Origin of the sequence: Rhodococcus sp. RD6.2, from assembly GCF_001040705.1 — a bacterium.
Lineage (GTDB): Bacteria > Actinomycetota > Actinomycetes > Mycobacteriales > Mycobacteriaceae > Rhodococcus_G.
Map to the genome: position 1 here is coordinate 247,309 of NZ_CVQP01000001.1, position 14,538 is coordinate 261,846.

The 14,538-nt window shown below is 69.7% G+C and carries 15 protein-coding genes; 7 read left to right on the forward strand and 8 right to left on the reverse strand.

The annotated features are described in order from the left end of the window. Positions 1–30 precede the first annotated feature (30 nt). The 3 genes from RHCRD62_RS01105 (at position 31) to purH (ending at position 3,778) form a co-directional block, all read left to right on the forward strand. Positions 31–1,473: a cell division protein PerM gene (locus RHCRD62_RS01105; RefSeq protein ID WP_084734065.1), complete on the forward strand. Its 1,443-nt coding sequence runs from the start codon at positions 31–33 to the stop codon at positions 1,471–1,473. Positions 1,474–1,568: 95 nt separating this feature from the next. Further along, positions 1,569–2,228, forward strand: a complete 660-nt coding sequence (gene purN, locus RHCRD62_RS01110) for a phosphoribosylglycinamide formyltransferase (RefSeq protein ID WP_050062825.1) — start codon at positions 1,569–1,571, stop codon at positions 2,226–2,228. Continuing rightward, positions 2,225–3,778, forward strand: a complete 1,554-nt coding sequence (purH, locus tag RHCRD62_RS01115; RefSeq protein WP_050062826.1) for a bifunctional phosphoribosylaminoimidazolecarboxamide formyltransferase/IMP cyclohydrolase — start codon at positions 2,225–2,227, stop codon at positions 3,776–3,778. The genes purN and purH overlap by 4 nt, the downstream gene beginning before the upstream one ends. Before the next feature lie 94 nt (positions 3,779–3,872). On the opposite strand, the gene RHCRD62_RS01120 is transcribed toward purH, so the two are convergent. The 3 genes from RHCRD62_RS01120 to RHCRD62_RS01130 all read right to left on the reverse strand — a co-directional run bounded on the left by RHCRD62_RS01120 (position 3,873) and on the right by RHCRD62_RS01130 (position 6,027). Next, positions 3,873–4,064: a hypothetical protein gene (locus RHCRD62_RS01120; protein ID WP_050062827.1), complete on the reverse strand. Its 192-nt coding sequence runs from the start codon at positions 4,062–4,064 to the stop codon at positions 3,873–3,875. Positions 4,065–4,449: 385 nt separating this feature from the next. After that, positions 4,450–5,421 (reverse strand): alpha/beta hydrolase family protein, encoded by a 972-nt coding sequence (locus tag RHCRD62_RS01125; protein WP_050062828.1) that lies wholly within the window; start codon positions 5,419–5,421, stop codon positions 4,450–4,452. A gap of 27 nt (positions 5,422–5,448) precedes the next feature. Further along, a complete protein-coding gene (locus tag RHCRD62_RS01130; RefSeq protein ID WP_050062829.1) occupies positions 5,449–6,027 on the reverse strand; it encodes a DUF4126 domain-containing protein in 579 nt (192 codons plus the stop codon). Between the two features lie 76 nt (positions 6,028–6,103). On the opposite strand from RHCRD62_RS01130, the gene RHCRD62_RS01135 reads away from it, so the two are divergent. From RHCRD62_RS01135 to RHCRD62_RS01145, 3 genes are all read left to right on the forward strand, one after another. After that, positions 6,104–7,513 (forward strand): sigma 54-interacting transcriptional regulator, encoded by a 1,410-nt coding sequence (locus tag RHCRD62_RS01135; protein ID WP_216596603.1) that lies wholly within the window; start codon positions 6,104–6,106, stop codon positions 7,511–7,513. Further along, complete coding sequence (locus tag RHCRD62_RS01140; protein ID WP_050062830.1) at positions 7,513–9,459, forward strand: vWA domain-containing protein; 1,947 nt, start codon at positions 7,513–7,515, stop codon at positions 9,457–9,459. Before RHCRD62_RS01135 ends, RHCRD62_RS01140 begins: the two co-directional genes overlap by 1 nt. A gap of 79 nt (positions 9,460–9,538) precedes the next feature. After that, positions 9,539–10,039, forward strand: coding sequence for a hypothetical protein (locus RHCRD62_RS01145; protein WP_050062831.1), 501 nt, complete (start codon positions 9,539–9,541; stop codon positions 10,037–10,039). A 12-nt stretch (positions 10,040–10,051) separates the two neighbouring features. On the opposite strand, the gene RHCRD62_RS01150 is transcribed toward RHCRD62_RS01145, so the two are convergent. The 3 genes from RHCRD62_RS01150 to RHCRD62_RS01160 all read right to left on the reverse strand — a co-directional run bounded on the left by RHCRD62_RS01150 (position 10,052) and on the right by RHCRD62_RS01160 (position 12,925). Continuing rightward, complete coding sequence (locus RHCRD62_RS01150; protein WP_050062832.1) at positions 10,052–10,978, reverse strand: AEC family transporter; 927 nt, start codon at positions 10,976–10,978, stop codon at positions 10,052–10,054. Between the two features lie 151 nt (positions 10,979–11,129). Beyond that, on the reverse strand, positions 11,130–12,068 hold the full coding sequence (locus RHCRD62_RS01155) for a TauD/TfdA dioxygenase family protein (RefSeq protein ID WP_050063395.1): 939 nt from the start codon (positions 12,066–12,068) through the stop codon (positions 11,130–11,132). Between the two features lie 110 nt (positions 12,069–12,178). Further along, positions 12,179–12,925 carry an IclR family transcriptional regulator gene (locus RHCRD62_RS01160; protein ID WP_050063396.1) on the reverse strand — a complete coding sequence of 249 codons (747 nt, stop codon included), beginning with the start codon at positions 12,923–12,925 and terminating at the stop codon, positions 12,179–12,181. Between the two features lie 175 nt (positions 12,926–13,100). Between RHCRD62_RS01160 and RHCRD62_RS01165 the strand changes: the two genes are divergently transcribed. Further along, positions 13,101–13,874 carry an RsiV family protein gene (locus tag RHCRD62_RS01165; RefSeq protein ID WP_050062833.1) on the forward strand — a complete coding sequence of 258 codons (774 nt, stop codon included), beginning with the start codon at positions 13,101–13,103 and terminating at the stop codon, positions 13,872–13,874. Between the two features lie 76 nt (positions 13,875–13,950). On the opposite strand, the gene rpsR is transcribed toward RHCRD62_RS01165, so the two are convergent. Both rpsR and rpsN read right to left on the reverse strand, forming a co-directional pair. Further along, positions 13,951–14,208 carry a 30S ribosomal protein S18 gene (gene rpsR, locus RHCRD62_RS01170; RefSeq protein WP_050062834.1) on the reverse strand — a complete coding sequence of 86 codons (258 nt, stop codon included), beginning with the start codon at positions 14,206–14,208 and terminating at the stop codon, positions 13,951–13,953. Positions 14,209–14,225: 17 nt separating this feature from the next. Continuing rightward, a complete protein-coding gene (rpsN, locus tag RHCRD62_RS01175) occupies positions 14,226–14,531 on the reverse strand; it encodes a 30S ribosomal protein S14 (RefSeq protein ID WP_050062835.1) in 306 nt (101 codons plus the stop codon). Positions 14,532–14,538: the final 7 nt, after the last annotated feature.

The window sequence follows — 14,538 nt, forward strand, 5'->3', positions numbered from 1 at the left end:
CGGCGCACCACGCGTACGCCGGAAGGCCGGATGCCCAGCCGAAGCCGGCCGAGCCCCACCCCGGAGCAGGTGCGCGCGCTGCTCAATGTCGCGTTGCGTCCTGCGCTGCTCGCCTTGGTCGTCATCGCGACGTGCATGGTTCTCACTCTCGTCGCAGCCAACAGTGACCTGACCGGAACCAGCGGCGCCATCGCTGCGGGATGGCTTGCGCTGCATCAGGTTCCGCTCACCATCGGTGGAGCCTCCCTGGGCGTGCTGCCATTGCTGCCGACATTGGTGATGGTCGCGGCGGTCGCCCGCGGCTGCTCCCGTGTCGTCACCGCGTCGACGCCCCGCCACGAGTGCTGGTGGGTGCTCGGTGCCGCGGTCGCGGGCCCGGTTGTCGTGACCGCGATCGCGCTCGCCGTCGTGGCCGACGCGTCGTCCGTCATCCCGCTGTCCTCACCGAACACCCTCGCTGCGCTGGTCTGGGTGATCGCCGTTCACCTGATCGGTGCGGGTATCGGAATCGGCGTGCGCCTGTGGCGTCCCGTCGTCACCCTGCTCGGCGTGCCGGACTGGGTCCTCGCGGCCGCCAGGCCCGCAACGCGGTCGGGTATGGCCCTGCTCGCCACGGGCGCCGCGATCACCGTGGCGTCGCTGCTCGCCTCGTGGTCGACAGTGGGAATGCTCGTCGAGGCAGGCGACGGATTCATGGGCGGACTCGGATTGACCGTCCTGTCGATCCTGTACCTGCCGAATGTCGTTGTCGGGGCCACGGCGGTGCTGGTCGGATCCGCGATTCACGTCGGATCGGCGTCCGTCAGCCTCTTCGACGTCGTCGGCGGACCGGTGCCCGCGCTGCCCGTCCTCGGCGCGCTGCCCGAACAGGCAGGCGGCGACGGCTGGCTCGTCGGACTGGTGGTACCCGCCGCGATCGGCATCATGTTCGGCCGCGAATGCGCACGCCGCGCCCCCTCGCCACTGTCGGCTGTGCAGACGGCGCTCGTGGGGTCGGCCGGAGTCGCTCTCGTCTTCGCGCTGCTCGGTTTCGTGTCGGGCGGCGCGATCGGCTCGTTCGGCTCGGTCGGCATCGACCTGCTCACGTTCGTCGGGGCCACCTTCGGGTGGCTCGCGGTCTTCGGCTCCGCCGCGGCGGCGCTGTCCCGGTGGCGGACGCCACCTGCCGCGGCCGGGGAGCCGCGGCGTGCGCCCGCGGCGGCTTCCGCTGCTGCAACGGCGAGCCCGGCCCTGCCCTCGGGTCCGAACTCGCCCCCGCGAACCGAACGCGGTGACGCGTCGACCGTGATCGACGCAGAACTGCTCGACGACGGAGCCAAGGCTCTGCCCGGTGGCGACGCCGAACCCACCGCTGTCGTCGTCGATGCCGAGATCGTCGACGACGCAGACGCGGGGGACGACGCAGTGGCGCAGGTCACGGAGTCGACAGGTCAGCCCGACCTGCCCGACGGTCGTCGGACCAGCAGCGACTAGTCTTGTCGCGTGCCGACTGCTGCTGCCGTCGGTGGCGCCGAAGGTGTGTCCAGCTCGGCGGCGCCGAAGGTCCCCCGGTCGGAGTCGCCCGGCCGATGCCTACGAGGAGTAGAGCGCTGACTGCCCCGCACGTGTTCCGGCCCGCCACAAACAGCCCGGCCCGGGTAGTGGTCCTCGCTTCCGGTACCGGAAGCCTCCTGCAGTCCCTGATCGCCGCTGCCGTGAACGACTACCCGGCACGGATCGTCGCCGTCGGTGTCGACCGCGACTGCGCCGCGATCGAGCATGCCGAGTCCGCCGGGATTCCCGCCTTCACCGTGGCGTTGGGCGCCCACCCCGACCGCGCCGCGTGGGACGGTGCGCTGACCGCAGCCGTCGCCGCCCACGACCCCGACCTGATCGTGTCCGCCGGCTTCATGAAGATCCTCGGACCGGAGTTCATGACGCGATTCGGCGGCCGCATCGTCAACACCCACCCCGCGCTGCTGCCGTCGTTCCCCGGCGCGCACGCCGTCCGGGACGCCCTCGCCTACGGCGTCAAGGTCACGGGGTCGACCGTGCACCTCGTCGACGCGGGCGTCGACACCGGGCCCGTGCTCGCGCAGGAACCGGTCGCCGTCCTCGACGACGACGACGAGGCGACGCTGCACGAGCGCATCAAGACAGTGGAACGGCGACTGCTGGTGGAAGTTCTCGCCGCCGTCGCCACCCGAGGAGTTGTATCCGATGGACGAAAGGCCGTGATCCCGAAGTGACCGAACGTAAGGCACTGCGCCGCGCACTGGTGAGCGTGTACGACAAGACCGGTCTGGTGGAACTCGCCACCGGCCTGCACGAGGCCGGTGTCGAACTGGTCTCCACCGGATCGACCGCCGCGAAGATCGCCGAGGCGGGCATCCCCGTGACGCCCGTCGAGTCGCTGACCGGATTCCCGGAATGCCTCGAGGGTCGCGTCAAGACGCTGCACCCGCGCGTGCACGCCGGCGTCCTCGCCGACACCCGCAAGCCCGACCACCTCGCCCAGCTCGAGGAGCTCGGCATCGAGGCGTTCCAGCTGGTCGTGGTGAACCTGTACCCGTTCACGCAGACCGTCGCCTCGGGCGCCTCGCCCGACGAGTGCGTCGAGCAGATCGACATCGGCGGCCCGTCGATGGTGCGTGCCGCCGCGAAGAACCACCCGTCGGTCGCCGTCGTCGTCGACCCCGCGAAGTACACCAACGTGCTCGCCGCTGTCGCGGCAGGCGGGTTCACCCTCGCCGAGCGCACCGCGCTCGCCGCGCAGGCGTTCCAGCACACCGCGTCGTACGACGTCGCGGTCGCGTCGTGGATGACGTCCACTCTCGTCGAGAGCGACGTGCAGTTCCCGGAGTGGGCCGGTGCCAGCTGGGACCGTTCCGCGGTGCTCCGCTACGGGGAGAACCCGCACCAGGCGGCTGCCCTGTACGTGAACCCGGCCGCGCCCGCGGGCCTCGCACAGGCGAAGCAGCTGCACGGCAAGGAGATGTCGTACAACAACTACACCGACGGTGACGCCGCCTGGCGTGCCGCGTACGACTTCGCCGAGCCCGCCGTCGCGATCATCAAGCACGCCAACCCGTGCGGTATCGCGGTCGGCGCGGACATCGCCGAGGCGCACCGCAAGGCCCACGCGTGCGATCCGGTCAGCGCATTCGGTGGCGTCATCGCCGCGAACCGCGAGATCACCGTCGAGATGGCGGAGCAGGTCGCGGAGATCTTCACCGAGGTCATCATCGCGCCGTCGTACGCGGCCGGTGCCGTCGAGGTTCTCGCGCGCAAGAAGAACGTGCGCGTGCTCGAGGCCGTCGCGCCGACGGAGACCGGCATCGAACTGCGTCCCATCTCGGGCGGTGCGCTGCTGCAGGAACGCGACGTTCTCGACGCCGAGGGCGACAACCCCGCGAACTGGACCCTCGCGGTCGGGGAGCCGGCGGACGAGCAGACCCTCAAGGACCTCGAATTCGCTTGGCGGGCTTGCCGTTCGGTCAAGTCGAACGCGATCCTGCTGGCCTCGGACGGCGCCTCGGTCGGTGTCGGTATGGGTCAGGTCAACCGGGTCGACTCCGCGCACCTCGCGGTGAACCGGGCCGGTGAGCGCGTGGTCGGGTCGGTCGCGGCGTCCGACGCGTTCTTCCCGTTCCCCGACGGCTTCCAGGTTCTCGCGACGGCGGGCGTCAAGGCGGTCGTGCAGCCGGGCGGATCGGTTCGCGACAACGAGGTGATCGAGGCGGCACGTGAGGCAGGCGTCACGATGTACCTGACCGGGGCGCGCCACTTCGCGCACTGACGATCAGTACCTCCGGGAGGTGCACCCTCGGCTTCGCGTCGAGTGTGCACCTTCCGTCGTTTCTCGGCGGGGAGGACGAACGCTCGCGCGAGGGTCAGGCGGCGGAACCGGAGATGACGATGCGCGCAGCACCGCGGTCGAGCAGTTCGCGGGCCAGGTCGGTGGCGGCGGCGCGCTGATCGGCGTCGGTGTGCGAGAGGTCGAGTGTGATCGCGTGACCGGTCAGGTCCGCGGGCAACTCGGCGAGTGGCCGCGTCTGGGACAACTGGTTGAATCGAAGTTTCATGTCGGAGCTCCTTGGCTCGGTGCCTGCACGACGAGTGTGTCGGCGTCGTGTGTTCGGCAGGTTTCGTGATGACGACGGTTCGGGAAAACGTCCGGGAAAAAGAAAAGGCACCCCGGCCGGATGGCCGTGGGTGCCGAGAAGTCGATCTGCGTCGTCAGGACGATTCTCGGCGTATGCGCTTGGCGAAAATGTGGAACTGCCACATGGCTGCTGCGGGTACGACTACGGCGTGCGCGAACATTTCGTGCGGTTCCTTTCTCGCTCGGCGACTTGTTAGCCGAGGACGCTACAGCATCGTCGGGGTCGCGCGCACCTCGGTTTCCACGCCGGGGATCGGCGCGAGGGGCACACGCCGCCGCGTTGCCCCCCGCGACCGGGTGCTGGGTCAGCGGGGGAGGGCGGCCAGCCAGGCGTCGAACGCGGCGCTGAACTCGTGCGAGAACGGCAGGTCCTCGATGTAGTCGGCGCCGGTCGACGGGCGCTGCCCGATCTCCTTGAGCACGTGGTTCGCGGTCGTCATCCGGACCGGTGTCACCGCGGTCGCCGCCAACGCGATGTCGAGGGCGTCGACGTCGTCGCAGTCCACCTGGATGTCGCGGGCCGAACAACTGGTCAGGACCGGGAGCCCGGCAGGCAACTGCGCGGCCAGGGCGCGCGGATCGAGTGCATCCTCCTCGGCCAGGGTCTTCGCGTTGACGGACACCAGCCCGGCCAGACGCAGCGGCTCGGGCAGGTCGTCCGGCACCGTGCCGTCGGTGCGCAGCGATTCGACCGCGTCGGCGAGACCGGTGCGCAGCTGATCGGCCAGATCCAGCGGCAGCTGACCGCCCGCGACGGCGGCGTCGACCTGGCCGGTGATCTGCCGGGTCAGCAGGTCGAGCAGCCGGACTGCGAGCGGTTCGAGCAGACCGAGACCGATCAGTGCGGGAGTGTCGTCGCGGACCGCGAGCGCCATGGCGACCAGCGCGCCCTCGCTGTGGCCGATCACGAGCAGCCGGTCGGCGTCGATGTCGGGTTGGGCGCCGAGGTTGCGCAGGGCGTCGGCCGCGGCGTCGACGAACACCGAGAAGCCAAGCCCGGCAACGTCGTCCACGTCGTACGGTCCGAGTCCGGTCACACCACTGCCGAGTTTGTCGTAACGCAGGCTGGCGATGCCTGCTTCGGAGAGGGTGTCGGCGAGGAACCGCAGGGTGCCGATCGGACCGGGAAGCACCGCGCTGTCGCCGTTGCGGTCGGTGGGGCCGCTGCCGGCGAGCAGCAGCGCCGCGGGCACCGGCTGCGTCACGCCGTCCGGAAGCCGGAGGGTGCCGTGAACCGTGACGTCGCCGCTGCTGAAGGTGATCTCGGAATCCGCCATGCTTGCCAGTCTGTCAGGTGCGCTGCCTCAGCCGGTGACGGGACGCGGCCGCCGCAGTCGACGCACGCCCTTCCACGCGAACCACAGGAGGAACGCGAGCGCGACCGGAACCAGCAGGGGCAGGACGAACGCGATCAGGACGAGCACGAACGAGACGACGTCCTCGACCACCGACACCACCGGGTTCGCGAGACCGGCCGTCGACGCGGTGCTCACCGCCCGCGTCCCGGTTTGGGCGGTGCTGAACGCGAGCGCGGTCGGGGCGCCGACGATGATTCCCGCGATCACTGCGGCGGACGGGTCGAGTCCGGTGAACACGGCGCCCGCGGCGATGGCGGCGGCGATCGGCCGGGTGACGGTGCCTATCGCGCCGAGCAGGTTGTCGACGACCGGGACGAGGTCGGCGAGCAGTTCGACCGCGGTCGCGACGGCCAGCGTCACGAGCGCCGCCGTCGACCCGACCCAGGCGAACGACTCGCCGAGAGAGATGCCGAACAGCCCGAAGTGCGCGGCGGCGCTGAGCATCAGCAACGGCAGGAACGTACGCAGTCCCGTTGCCGCCGCGAGGCCGAGGCCGAGGAACAGCGACAGCACCCAGGTGTCCATGAGTGGAGTGTACGAACCACGTCGTCTCGAATCACCCGACACGGATGCCGAATCGACCGAACCCTCGTAGCGTGGAGTGGTGACTGCGCCCACACCCGATACCCGGTCCCCGCGCCCCACCGTCGCGACGGTGGGCGCACTGCGCGCGACCGGCCACGTCCAGCGTCCCGTCAAGGACGAGCTCCGAGACAACCTGCTCGCCGCCCTGCGCGACGGCCGTGACCCCTGGCCGGGGATCGTCGGTTTCGAGGACACCGTGCTTCCGCAGCTCGAACGGGCCCTCATTGCCGGCCACGACGTCGTGCTGCTCGGTGAGCGTGGTCAGGGCAAGACGCGGCTGTTGCGGACGCTGCCGCTGCTCCTCGACGAGTGGACGCCCGTGATCGCAGGCTCCGAGCTCGGCGAGCACCCGTACGAACCGATCACCCCCGCGTCGATCCGACGGGCCGCCGAACTGGGCGACGACCTGCCCATCGAGTGGCGGCACCGCGACGAGCGGTACTCGGAGAAGCTCGCGACCCCCGACACCTCGGTCGCCGACCTGGTTGGCGACGTCGATCCGGTCAAGGTCGCGGAGGGTCGCAGTCTCGGCGACCCGGAGACCATCCACTTCGGTCTGGTGCCGCGCGCCCACCGCGGGATCGTCGCGGTCAACGAACTGCCGGACCTCGCCGAGCGTATTCAGGTGTCGCTGCTGAACGTGATGGAGGAACGCGACATCCAGGTGCGCGGCTACACGCTGCGGCTACCGCTGGACGTGCTGCTGGTGGCGAGCGCGAACCCGGAGGACTACACGAACCGCGGTCGCATCATCACTCCGCTCAAGGACAGGTTCGGCGCCGAGATCCGCACCCACTACCCGCTCGCGATCGAGGACGAGGTAGCCGTCGTCGAGCAGGAGGCGCAGCTGCGCGCCGAGGTGCCCCCGCATCTGCTGGAGATCCTGGCCCGGTTCACGCGGCTGCTCCGCGAGTCGCCGTCCGTCGACCAGCGTTCCGGTGTGTCGGCGCGATTCGCAGTCGCCGCGGCGGAGACGGTGGGCGCGGCGGCACTGCATCGCGGGACGATCCTCGGTGAGTCCGAGCCGGCCGCGCGCGTCGTGGATCTCGGCAGTGTCATCGACGTCCTGCGCGGCAAGATCGAGTTCGAGTCCGGCGAGGAGGGCCGGGAGATCGAGGTTCTCGAGCACCTGCTGCGGCGGGCCACCGCCGACACCGTGCGCGACCTGCTCGGCGGCATCGACTTCGCGCCGTTGGTCGCGGTGATCGAGGACGGAACACCGGTGGTGACGGGAGACCGCGTGACCGCGAAGGACCTGCTCGGGGAGCTGCCCGATCTCGACGTCGTCGACGAACTCGCGCAGCGTCTCGGTGCGCAGACGCTGGGCGCGCGGGCGGCGGCGGTCGAGTTGGCGCTCGAGGGAATGTATTTGGCGCGGCGGATCGCCAAGGACGCGGACGACGACGGGCAGTTGGTGTACAGCTGATGTACCAGCGCTACGGCCGCTATCACGGGGGACCGGATCCACTGGCCCCGCCGGTGGATCTGCGCGAGGCGCTGGAGGCGATCGGCAACGACGTCCTCGAGGGCTCCTCGCCGCGGCGGGCGTTGCGGGAACTGCTGCGCCGCGGGACGTCGTCGATGCGAGGGCTGGACCGGCTGGCCGCGCAGGCGAACCGTCGTCGCCGGGAAATGTTGAACCACAACAACCTCGGCGGAACCCTCGACGAGGTGCGAGAGTTGCTCGATCGCGCGGTTCTCGCCGAGCGCAAGGAGTTGGCGCGTTCCCTCGACGACGAGGCCCGGTTCGCTGAGATGCAGTTGGCGGAACTGCCGCCGTCGACGGCGCGGGCCGTCCAGGACCTGTCCGAGTACCAGTGGCGGGATGCGCAGGCACGCGAGGACTACGAGAAGATCCGGGACCTGCTGGGTCGGGAGATGCTCGATCAGCGGTTCGAAGGCATGAAGCAGGCACTCGAGAACGCGACCGACGAAGACCGGCAACGCGTCGACGCCATGCTCACCGATCTGAACGAACTGCTGGACAAGCACTCTCGCGGCGAGGACACGCCGGAGGACTTCGAGCGGTTCATGGCCGAGCACGGCGAGTTCTTCCCCGAGAACCCGCGGGACGTCGAAGAGCTGATCGACACGCTGGCCAGGCGGGCGGCGGCGGCGCAGCGACTCCGGAACTCGCTGACCCCCGAGCAACGCGCCGAGCTGGATGCCCTGGCGCAGCAGGCATTCGGAAGTCCGAGTCTGATGCAGCAGCTGGACCGGCTGGATTCGAATCTGCGCTCGGCTCGTCCCGGCGAGGACTGGAACGGCAGTTCCCGGTTCCGTGGCGACGACGGGATGGGGCTCGGCGAGGGCACGTCGGCGCTCGCGGACATCGCCGAACTCGAGCAGCTCGGCGAGCAATTGTCGCAGGAGTACGCGGGTGCGCAGCTCGACGACATCGATCCGGAGGCCCTGCTGCGCCAACTGGGCCCCGAGGCCGCCGCCGACGCCCGCACACTCGCGGACCTGGAGAAGGCGCTGCAGCAGCAGGGTTTCCTCGACCGGGGAGCGGACGGGCAGTGGCGGCTCTCGCCGAAGGCAATGCGCAAGCTCGGGCAGTCGGCGCTGCAGGACGTGGCGAAGCGGCTCTCGGGGCGCGGCGGTGCCCGCGACACCCGGCGGGCCGGCGCGATGGGCGAACCGACGGGTGCCAGCAGGCAGTGGGAGTTCGGCGACACCGAGCCGTGGGACGTGACCAGGACGGTGACGAACGCGGTGCTGCGGGAGGCGTCGTCGGGCAGGCCGAACGTGCCGGTGCGATTGCAGGTGACCGACGTCGAGATCGCCGAGACCGAGCAGCGGACCCGCGCCGCGGTGGCCCTGCTCGTCGACACCTCGTTCTCGATGGTGATGGACGGTCGCTGGGTTCCGATGAAGCGGACCGCGTTGGCGTTGAACCATCTGGTGCGCACCCGGTTCCGCGGCGACGACCTCCAGCTGATCGCGTTCGGCAGGCAGGCCAGGACCGTCACTCCGGAGGAACTCGCCGGACTCGACGGCGCCTGGGACCAGGGCACGAACCTGCATCACGCGCTGCTCCTCGCGGGACGGCACCTGCGTCGCAACCCCAACGCGCAACCGGTGGTCCTGATCGTCACCGACGGCGAGCCGACGGCGCATCTGGAGCCGGACGGCCGCGCGTTCTTCGACTACCCGCCGCATCCGAAGACGCTGGGGCTGACGGTCCGTGAGCTCGACCATCTGGCGAAGCTCGGCGCACAGGTGACGATCTTCCGGCTCGGTGACGATCCCGGTCTGGCGCGGGTGGTGGATCGGATGGCGCAGCGCGTAGGCGGCCGCGTCGTCGCGCCGGACCTCGATGGCCTCGGGGCGGCGGTGGTCAGCAATTTCATGCGGCTGCGGCGCCGATGACCTGCGTGCCGTGCCGTGCGGCGACGGTGGTCGCGTCATAGGCTGAGGGGAAGTCAGCGCCGAGAGACGGGAAGCGTCCATGAAGAAGCTGCTGAAATCGCTGTCGGAGAAAGACTTCCGCCTTTACCGGCAAACGAAGCGGGACCGGCTTCGTGAGCTCGACGAAGACGAACTGATCGACCTGCACGCCCGGGTTCGAAATGCGCGGAACAAGCACATGACCGTGTATCGACGCGAGGCGGCTGCTGCCGTCAGCGACAAGGCAGCGCGGGGGGCTGCTCGCCGCACGACTCGCGGCAATGCCGCTCGGGTCGAGGCGCTCGAGACTGCGCTCGCCCGGGTCAGTCGGCGGCTCGGCACCGTCGCCAAACAGAATGCGGCGGCGTTGAAACAGGCGCGGCTCGATGCTGCCCGGTCGGACGCACCGTCGTTCGCCGGGGCCGGTGCCGACGACCCGGCGGCCGCCCGCATCCCTGGTGGGAAGGCCAAGTCGAAGCAGAAGTCGGCCGGGCGCAAGAAGCGGGAGGCCTCGGACATCGCCGCAGGTGCGAAGCGTCAGGCAAAACGCGACAGCAGGTGAGGGACGCGTCCGTCAGGCCAACAGTGCTGCGACGAGGCCGATCGCGGGAATGGACGCGAGTGTCGTGACCAGGGCGGTGTCGCGGGCGAGGACGACGCCTCGGCCGTACCGGCTGGCATAGACGAAGACGTTCTGCGCGGTCGGCAGCGCGGAGACCACGACGACGGCGAACAGGTCGTGCCCCTCGAGTCCGAGCGCGAAACGTCCCATCAGGTACGCGAGAACCGGCTGGACGACGATCTTCAGCACCGATGCCAGGGCGATCTCCCTGCGCGGAGCCAGGCCGCGCTGCAGTACGCGCACGCCGTACAGCGAGATGCCGAAGGCGAGCAGGGCGCCGGGCACGGACGCGCCGCCGACGAGGCGGAACGGTTCGGTCAGCGCCGTCGGTGGCACCCACCCGGAGATCGACACTGCGAGTCCCGCGACGCCCGCGAGCACGATCGGATTCTTGAACGGCGTCGTCACCGTCTCCACCCACGACCCGCTGCGGGTGCCGGTGGTCAGGTCCAGCATCGTCAGGGCGATCGGCGAGTAGACGACGATCTGGAACAGCAGCAGCGGCGCCACGAACGAGGCGTCCCCGAGCACGAACACCGCGATCGGGATGCCGAGGTTGGCGGAGTTCACGTAGGACGAGGCGAGGGCTCCGATGGTCGCCTCGGGTACGGGCCTGCTCATGACGGTGCGGGTGATGACGAAGTACGCGATGCCGATGGCGAACGCCGTCGCCGAGGCGACCGCGAGGGTGGGGGAGAAGATGACCGACAGGTCCGATTTCGCCAGGGTGTCGAACAGGAGCGCCGGTGTCGCGACGAAGAAGACCAGACGGCTGAGCACGAACTCACCGTGCTCGCCGAGGACTCTCGACCGGCCCAGCGCATAGCCGATCGCGATGACCACGAAGATGACGGTGAAGCCGGCGAGTACACCAGACACCGGGACCTCCTAGGGCGAACAACCCCGACGAGTCTAGTGGGTAGCCGACCTAACGACCGCAGCGCATGCACCGGGCCCCGGGGGACCGGGTATCGGTCCGGCGGGGCCCGGTGAACTGCTCGCTACCGCGCGGGTGCGCCTGCCGTCGGGTTCACTTCTCCCCGCGGAACGCGGCACCGGAGAGTGACACCGACTCGCGGCCGTCCGGGCCGACCGGAACCTCGCCCTCGATGGTGGTGCGGTACAGCACCCGCGTGACGTCGAGATGATCGAGGTCGGTCGGTGCGAGGTGCGCCGTCGCGCGGTTGTCCCACACCGCCAGAGTGCCGGGACGCCAACGGAACCGAACCGTGTACGCCGGGTTGGTGACCTCCTCGAACAACAGGTCGAGCACGCGGTCGCTCTGCGACGGCGACAGGCCGACGATGCGCGCGGTGAAGCCGGGCTGAACGAAGAGCGCCTTCTCACCGGTCACCGGATGCACCCGGACCACCGGATGCTCGGTGACGAACGGGTTCTCCTGCACCTTCCGGCCGTACTCGCTGTCCGCACCCCACAGCGGCCTGCGTCCGCCGAAGCGGTGCTCGGCACGTAGCCCCAGGACGAACTGCTGTAGCGGCTCCGGCAGGCCCTCGTAGGCGGCGACGAGGTTCGTCCAACTGGTGTCGCCCCCACGTTCCGGCACCTCGTGGGCGCGCAGCAGCGTCACGGCGGGCGGATTGACGGCGGCGGTCACGTCGGTGTGCCATTGACTGTCGTAGCTGTACTTCTTGCGTCCGAAGCGCCGCTCGTACTTGGCGCTGTCGACGGCGAGGATCTCGGGGAAGCCCTCCGGCGCCTCGTCGTCGTAGGGGTGCGACGGCGTGACCGTCCCGAAGATCCGCGAGAACTCGATCTGCTGGGCGTGGTCGATGTGCTGGTCGTGGAAGAACAGCACCTTGTACTTGTGCAGCTTCCGGCGGATCTTCTCGGCGTCGTGGTCCGAGAGCGGCTCCCGGATGTCGATTCCCGTGACGTCGGCGCCGATGTGTCCGGCGACGGGACGGACCTGCAGATCGGTGGCGGTGGACAGTTCCGGTGCAATGGTCATGTGGAAATCCCCTCGGGCTGTGTGGTTCTCGGCCTCCATTCGGCCGTCGACACCCACGATGTACTCGGTCGGCATTCGGGGAAAGGGTGTTTCCACCATGCGAAAAACACTCAGCGTGAATCTATCTCGACGCGGACGGCGGGCGATTCGGTGTACCGCGCGATGAGGGCTGCGGTGTGCTGCATCGCAGGCACGATCCTCCGCAGTGTCGGCTCGTTCAGGCGGCGCCGTCGCGCTTGCACTCCGACCGCGCCCCACGGCCGATTGCCGTTGTCGAACACCGGCACCGCGACGGCGAGCACCGTCGGGTCGCAAACGTCGACATCGACGGCGAACCCCTGTCGACGGATTCGATCCAGGTCCACAGCCGACTCCCGGCTCGGCCGCCTTCCCCCGAGCTGCTCGAACGCGAGCACCGCCCGGCCCATCACGCTCGTGTCGACGGATTGCCGCGCGCGCGGAATCTGAATGTCGCAGAACCGATCCGGTGGACGCGCCGAGAACACCGTCAACGCGTCGTCGCCGCGAACGACGGCGAGGCTCGCGGTGATGCCGATGCCCGCGGCCAGCGCGTACAACTGCGGCGCACACGCGTCCGCCCCGAGCCGGACCAGCGGCGGCACGGCCAGGGCGATCAAGCCCGATCCGATGCGGTATCCGTCGGGTGCGCGTTCGAGCAGTCCGCCGCGCACGAGTGCTTGCGCGATACGGTGCGCGCTACTCACCGGCAGTCCCGTCCGCGCAGCCAGCGAACTGACCGTCAATTCGGTCGCGCCGTCGTCGAAACAGCCGAGCACGGCAACAGCGCGCTCGACTGCGCGTGAACCCGAACGTGACTGGCTTTCCGAAGCCGACATGGCACCTCGCGACGTCATCGCCTCGACCACGTGCGCCGAGGAAGGTCAGCGGTGACTATCGTGGCGCGTCGCCCGCCGGTCAACGGTTACGCGCGGCGAGAATCCGAAGTCGACGTAGGCCGTTCACCCCGCGCGTCGCCTTGTCCGCGTCGGCGCCGCTCGCCAGGATGGGCGGATGTCGATTTTCCGGATCCTCGCCGTGCCGTTGGCGGCGGCAGTTCTCGTCGGCGGGAGTGCCTGCTCGGACGACCCCGACGACGCTGCCTCGACGCCCGACGTCACCACGACTGCACGTGTGATGTCGGTGTCGCCTACCGTCCGGGAGGACCCCGAAGCCGGCTACTCCGCGACCTCCACCCAGGTCACGGGCGACACCGGACGGGTCCGTTACGACGTGACGGTGCCGCAGGTCGAGGGCGGGGATCCCGCGGTCGCGGCGGAGTTCAACGAGTCGATGCGTGCGGCCCTCCAGGACCAGATCGACGGGGCGTCGGGGGAGCGGTTCACCCTCGATTCCCGCACCGAGTCCGGTGTCGCGCACATCGGGTCGCGGGTGCTGAGCGGACTCCTGGTCACGTCGTGGAACGCCGACCCGCCGGGGGCGCACCCGACTCCGTTGGTCGCGACGGTCGTCGTCGACACGGACAACGGTCGGCCGATCACTCTGAACACTCTGTTCCCCGACTTGCAGGCGGGTCTGGATCGGCTGTCCGAGGAGTCGGCGCGCCTGCTGCCCGGGACGGCGGCGGGGGCCGAGTTCGAGCGATCGGGCATCGAGCCCACACGGCAGAACTTCTCGAACTGGCTGGCCACGCCGGAGGGGATGGAGATCCACTTCTCCGACTATCAGGTGGGCCCGCATGCCGTCGGGTTGGTCGAGGTGACCGCGCCGTGGGATCGGTTGCAGGACGTGATGGCGCCCGCGATGGTCGGCGTCGTCTCCAGCTGACCGCCCGGACGCAAGCGGCCCCGGAAATGCGAAAGGCCGCACAGTCGTGGACTGTGCGGCCTTTCGGAAACTCCGACTACCGGCTGGTGAACGGCAGCAGGGCCATCTCGCGGGCGTTCTTCACCGCGACGGCAACCTGACGCTGCTGCTGCGGGGTCAGGCCGGTGACGCGACGGCTGCGGATCTTGCCGCGGTCCGAGATGAAGGTGCGGAGCAGGTTGACGTCCTTGTAGTCGACGTGCTCGATCTTCGCCGCGAAAAGCGGGTTCTTCTTGGGCTTGCGGCCGGTGTCGGCGCCGCGGGACTTCTTGGACGGGCCCCTCTTGACTGCCATTGCTTCCCTCTCGAGTTCTACCAGCTGGACTTGCGCACGCCGGGCAGCTCCCCACGATGAGCCAACTCGCGCACGCGCACGCGGGACAGCCCGAATTTTCGCAGGTGACCGCGCGGACGACCGTCCGCAGCGTCACGATTACGCAATCGTACCGGACTCGCGTCACGCGGCAGACGCTGCAAGGCCTGTTGGGCCGCGGCCCGCTCGTCGTCGGTGCTCGACGGTCGTCGGACGATCTCCTTGAGGGCCGCGCGGCGCTCGGCGTACCGCGCCACCACCGCTGCTCGCTGCTGGTTGCGGGCGATCTTCGACTTCTTTGCCATCCCGGTG

Bases quoted from the DNA above. Each gene is read 5' to 3' on its own strand.
- RHCRD62_RS01105 (WP_084734065.1), top strand. From the start codon at position 31: ATGCCCAGCCGAAGCCGGCCGAGCCCCACCCCGGAGCAGGTGCGCGCG.
- purN (WP_050062825.1), top strand. From the start codon at position 1,569: ATGCCTACGAGGAGTAGAGCGCTGACTGCCCCGCACGTGTTCCGGCCC.
- RHCRD62_RS01120 (WP_050062827.1), bottom strand. From the start codon at position 4,064: ATGAAACTTCGATTCAACCAGTTGTCCCAGACGCGGCCACTCGCCGAG.
- RHCRD62_RS01125 (WP_050062828.1), bottom strand. From the start codon at position 5,421: ATGGCGGATTCCGAGATCACCTTCAGCAGCGGCGACGTCACGGTTCAC.
- RHCRD62_RS01130 (WP_050062829.1), bottom strand. From the start codon at position 6,027: ATGGACACCTGGGTGCTGTCGCTGTTCCTCGGCCTCGGCCTCGCGGCG.
- RHCRD62_RS01140 (WP_050062830.1), top strand. From the start codon at position 7,513: ATGTACCAGCGCTACGGCCGCTATCACGGGGGACCGGATCCACTGGCC.
- RHCRD62_RS01145 (WP_050062831.1), top strand. From the start codon at position 9,539: ATGAAGAAGCTGCTGAAATCGCTGTCGGAGAAAGACTTCCGCCTTTAC.
- RHCRD62_RS01155 (WP_050063395.1), bottom strand. From the start codon at position 12,068: ATGACCATTGCACCGGAACTGTCCACCGCCACCGATCTGCAGGTCCGT.
- RHCRD62_RS01160 (WP_050063396.1), bottom strand. From the start codon at position 12,925: ATGTCGGCTTCGGAAAGCCAGTCACGTTCGGGTTCACGCGCAGTCGAG.
- RHCRD62_RS01165 (WP_050062833.1), top strand. From the start codon at position 13,101: ATGTCGATTTTCCGGATCCTCGCCGTGCCGTTGGCGGCGGCAGTTCTC.
- rpsR (WP_050062834.1), bottom strand. From the start codon at position 14,208: ATGGCAGTCAAGAGGGGCCCGTCCAAGAAGTCCCGCGGCGCCGACACC.
- rpsN (WP_050062835.1), bottom strand. From the start codon at position 14,531: ATGGCAAAGAAGTCGAAGATCGCCCGCAACCAGCAGCGAGCAGCGGTG.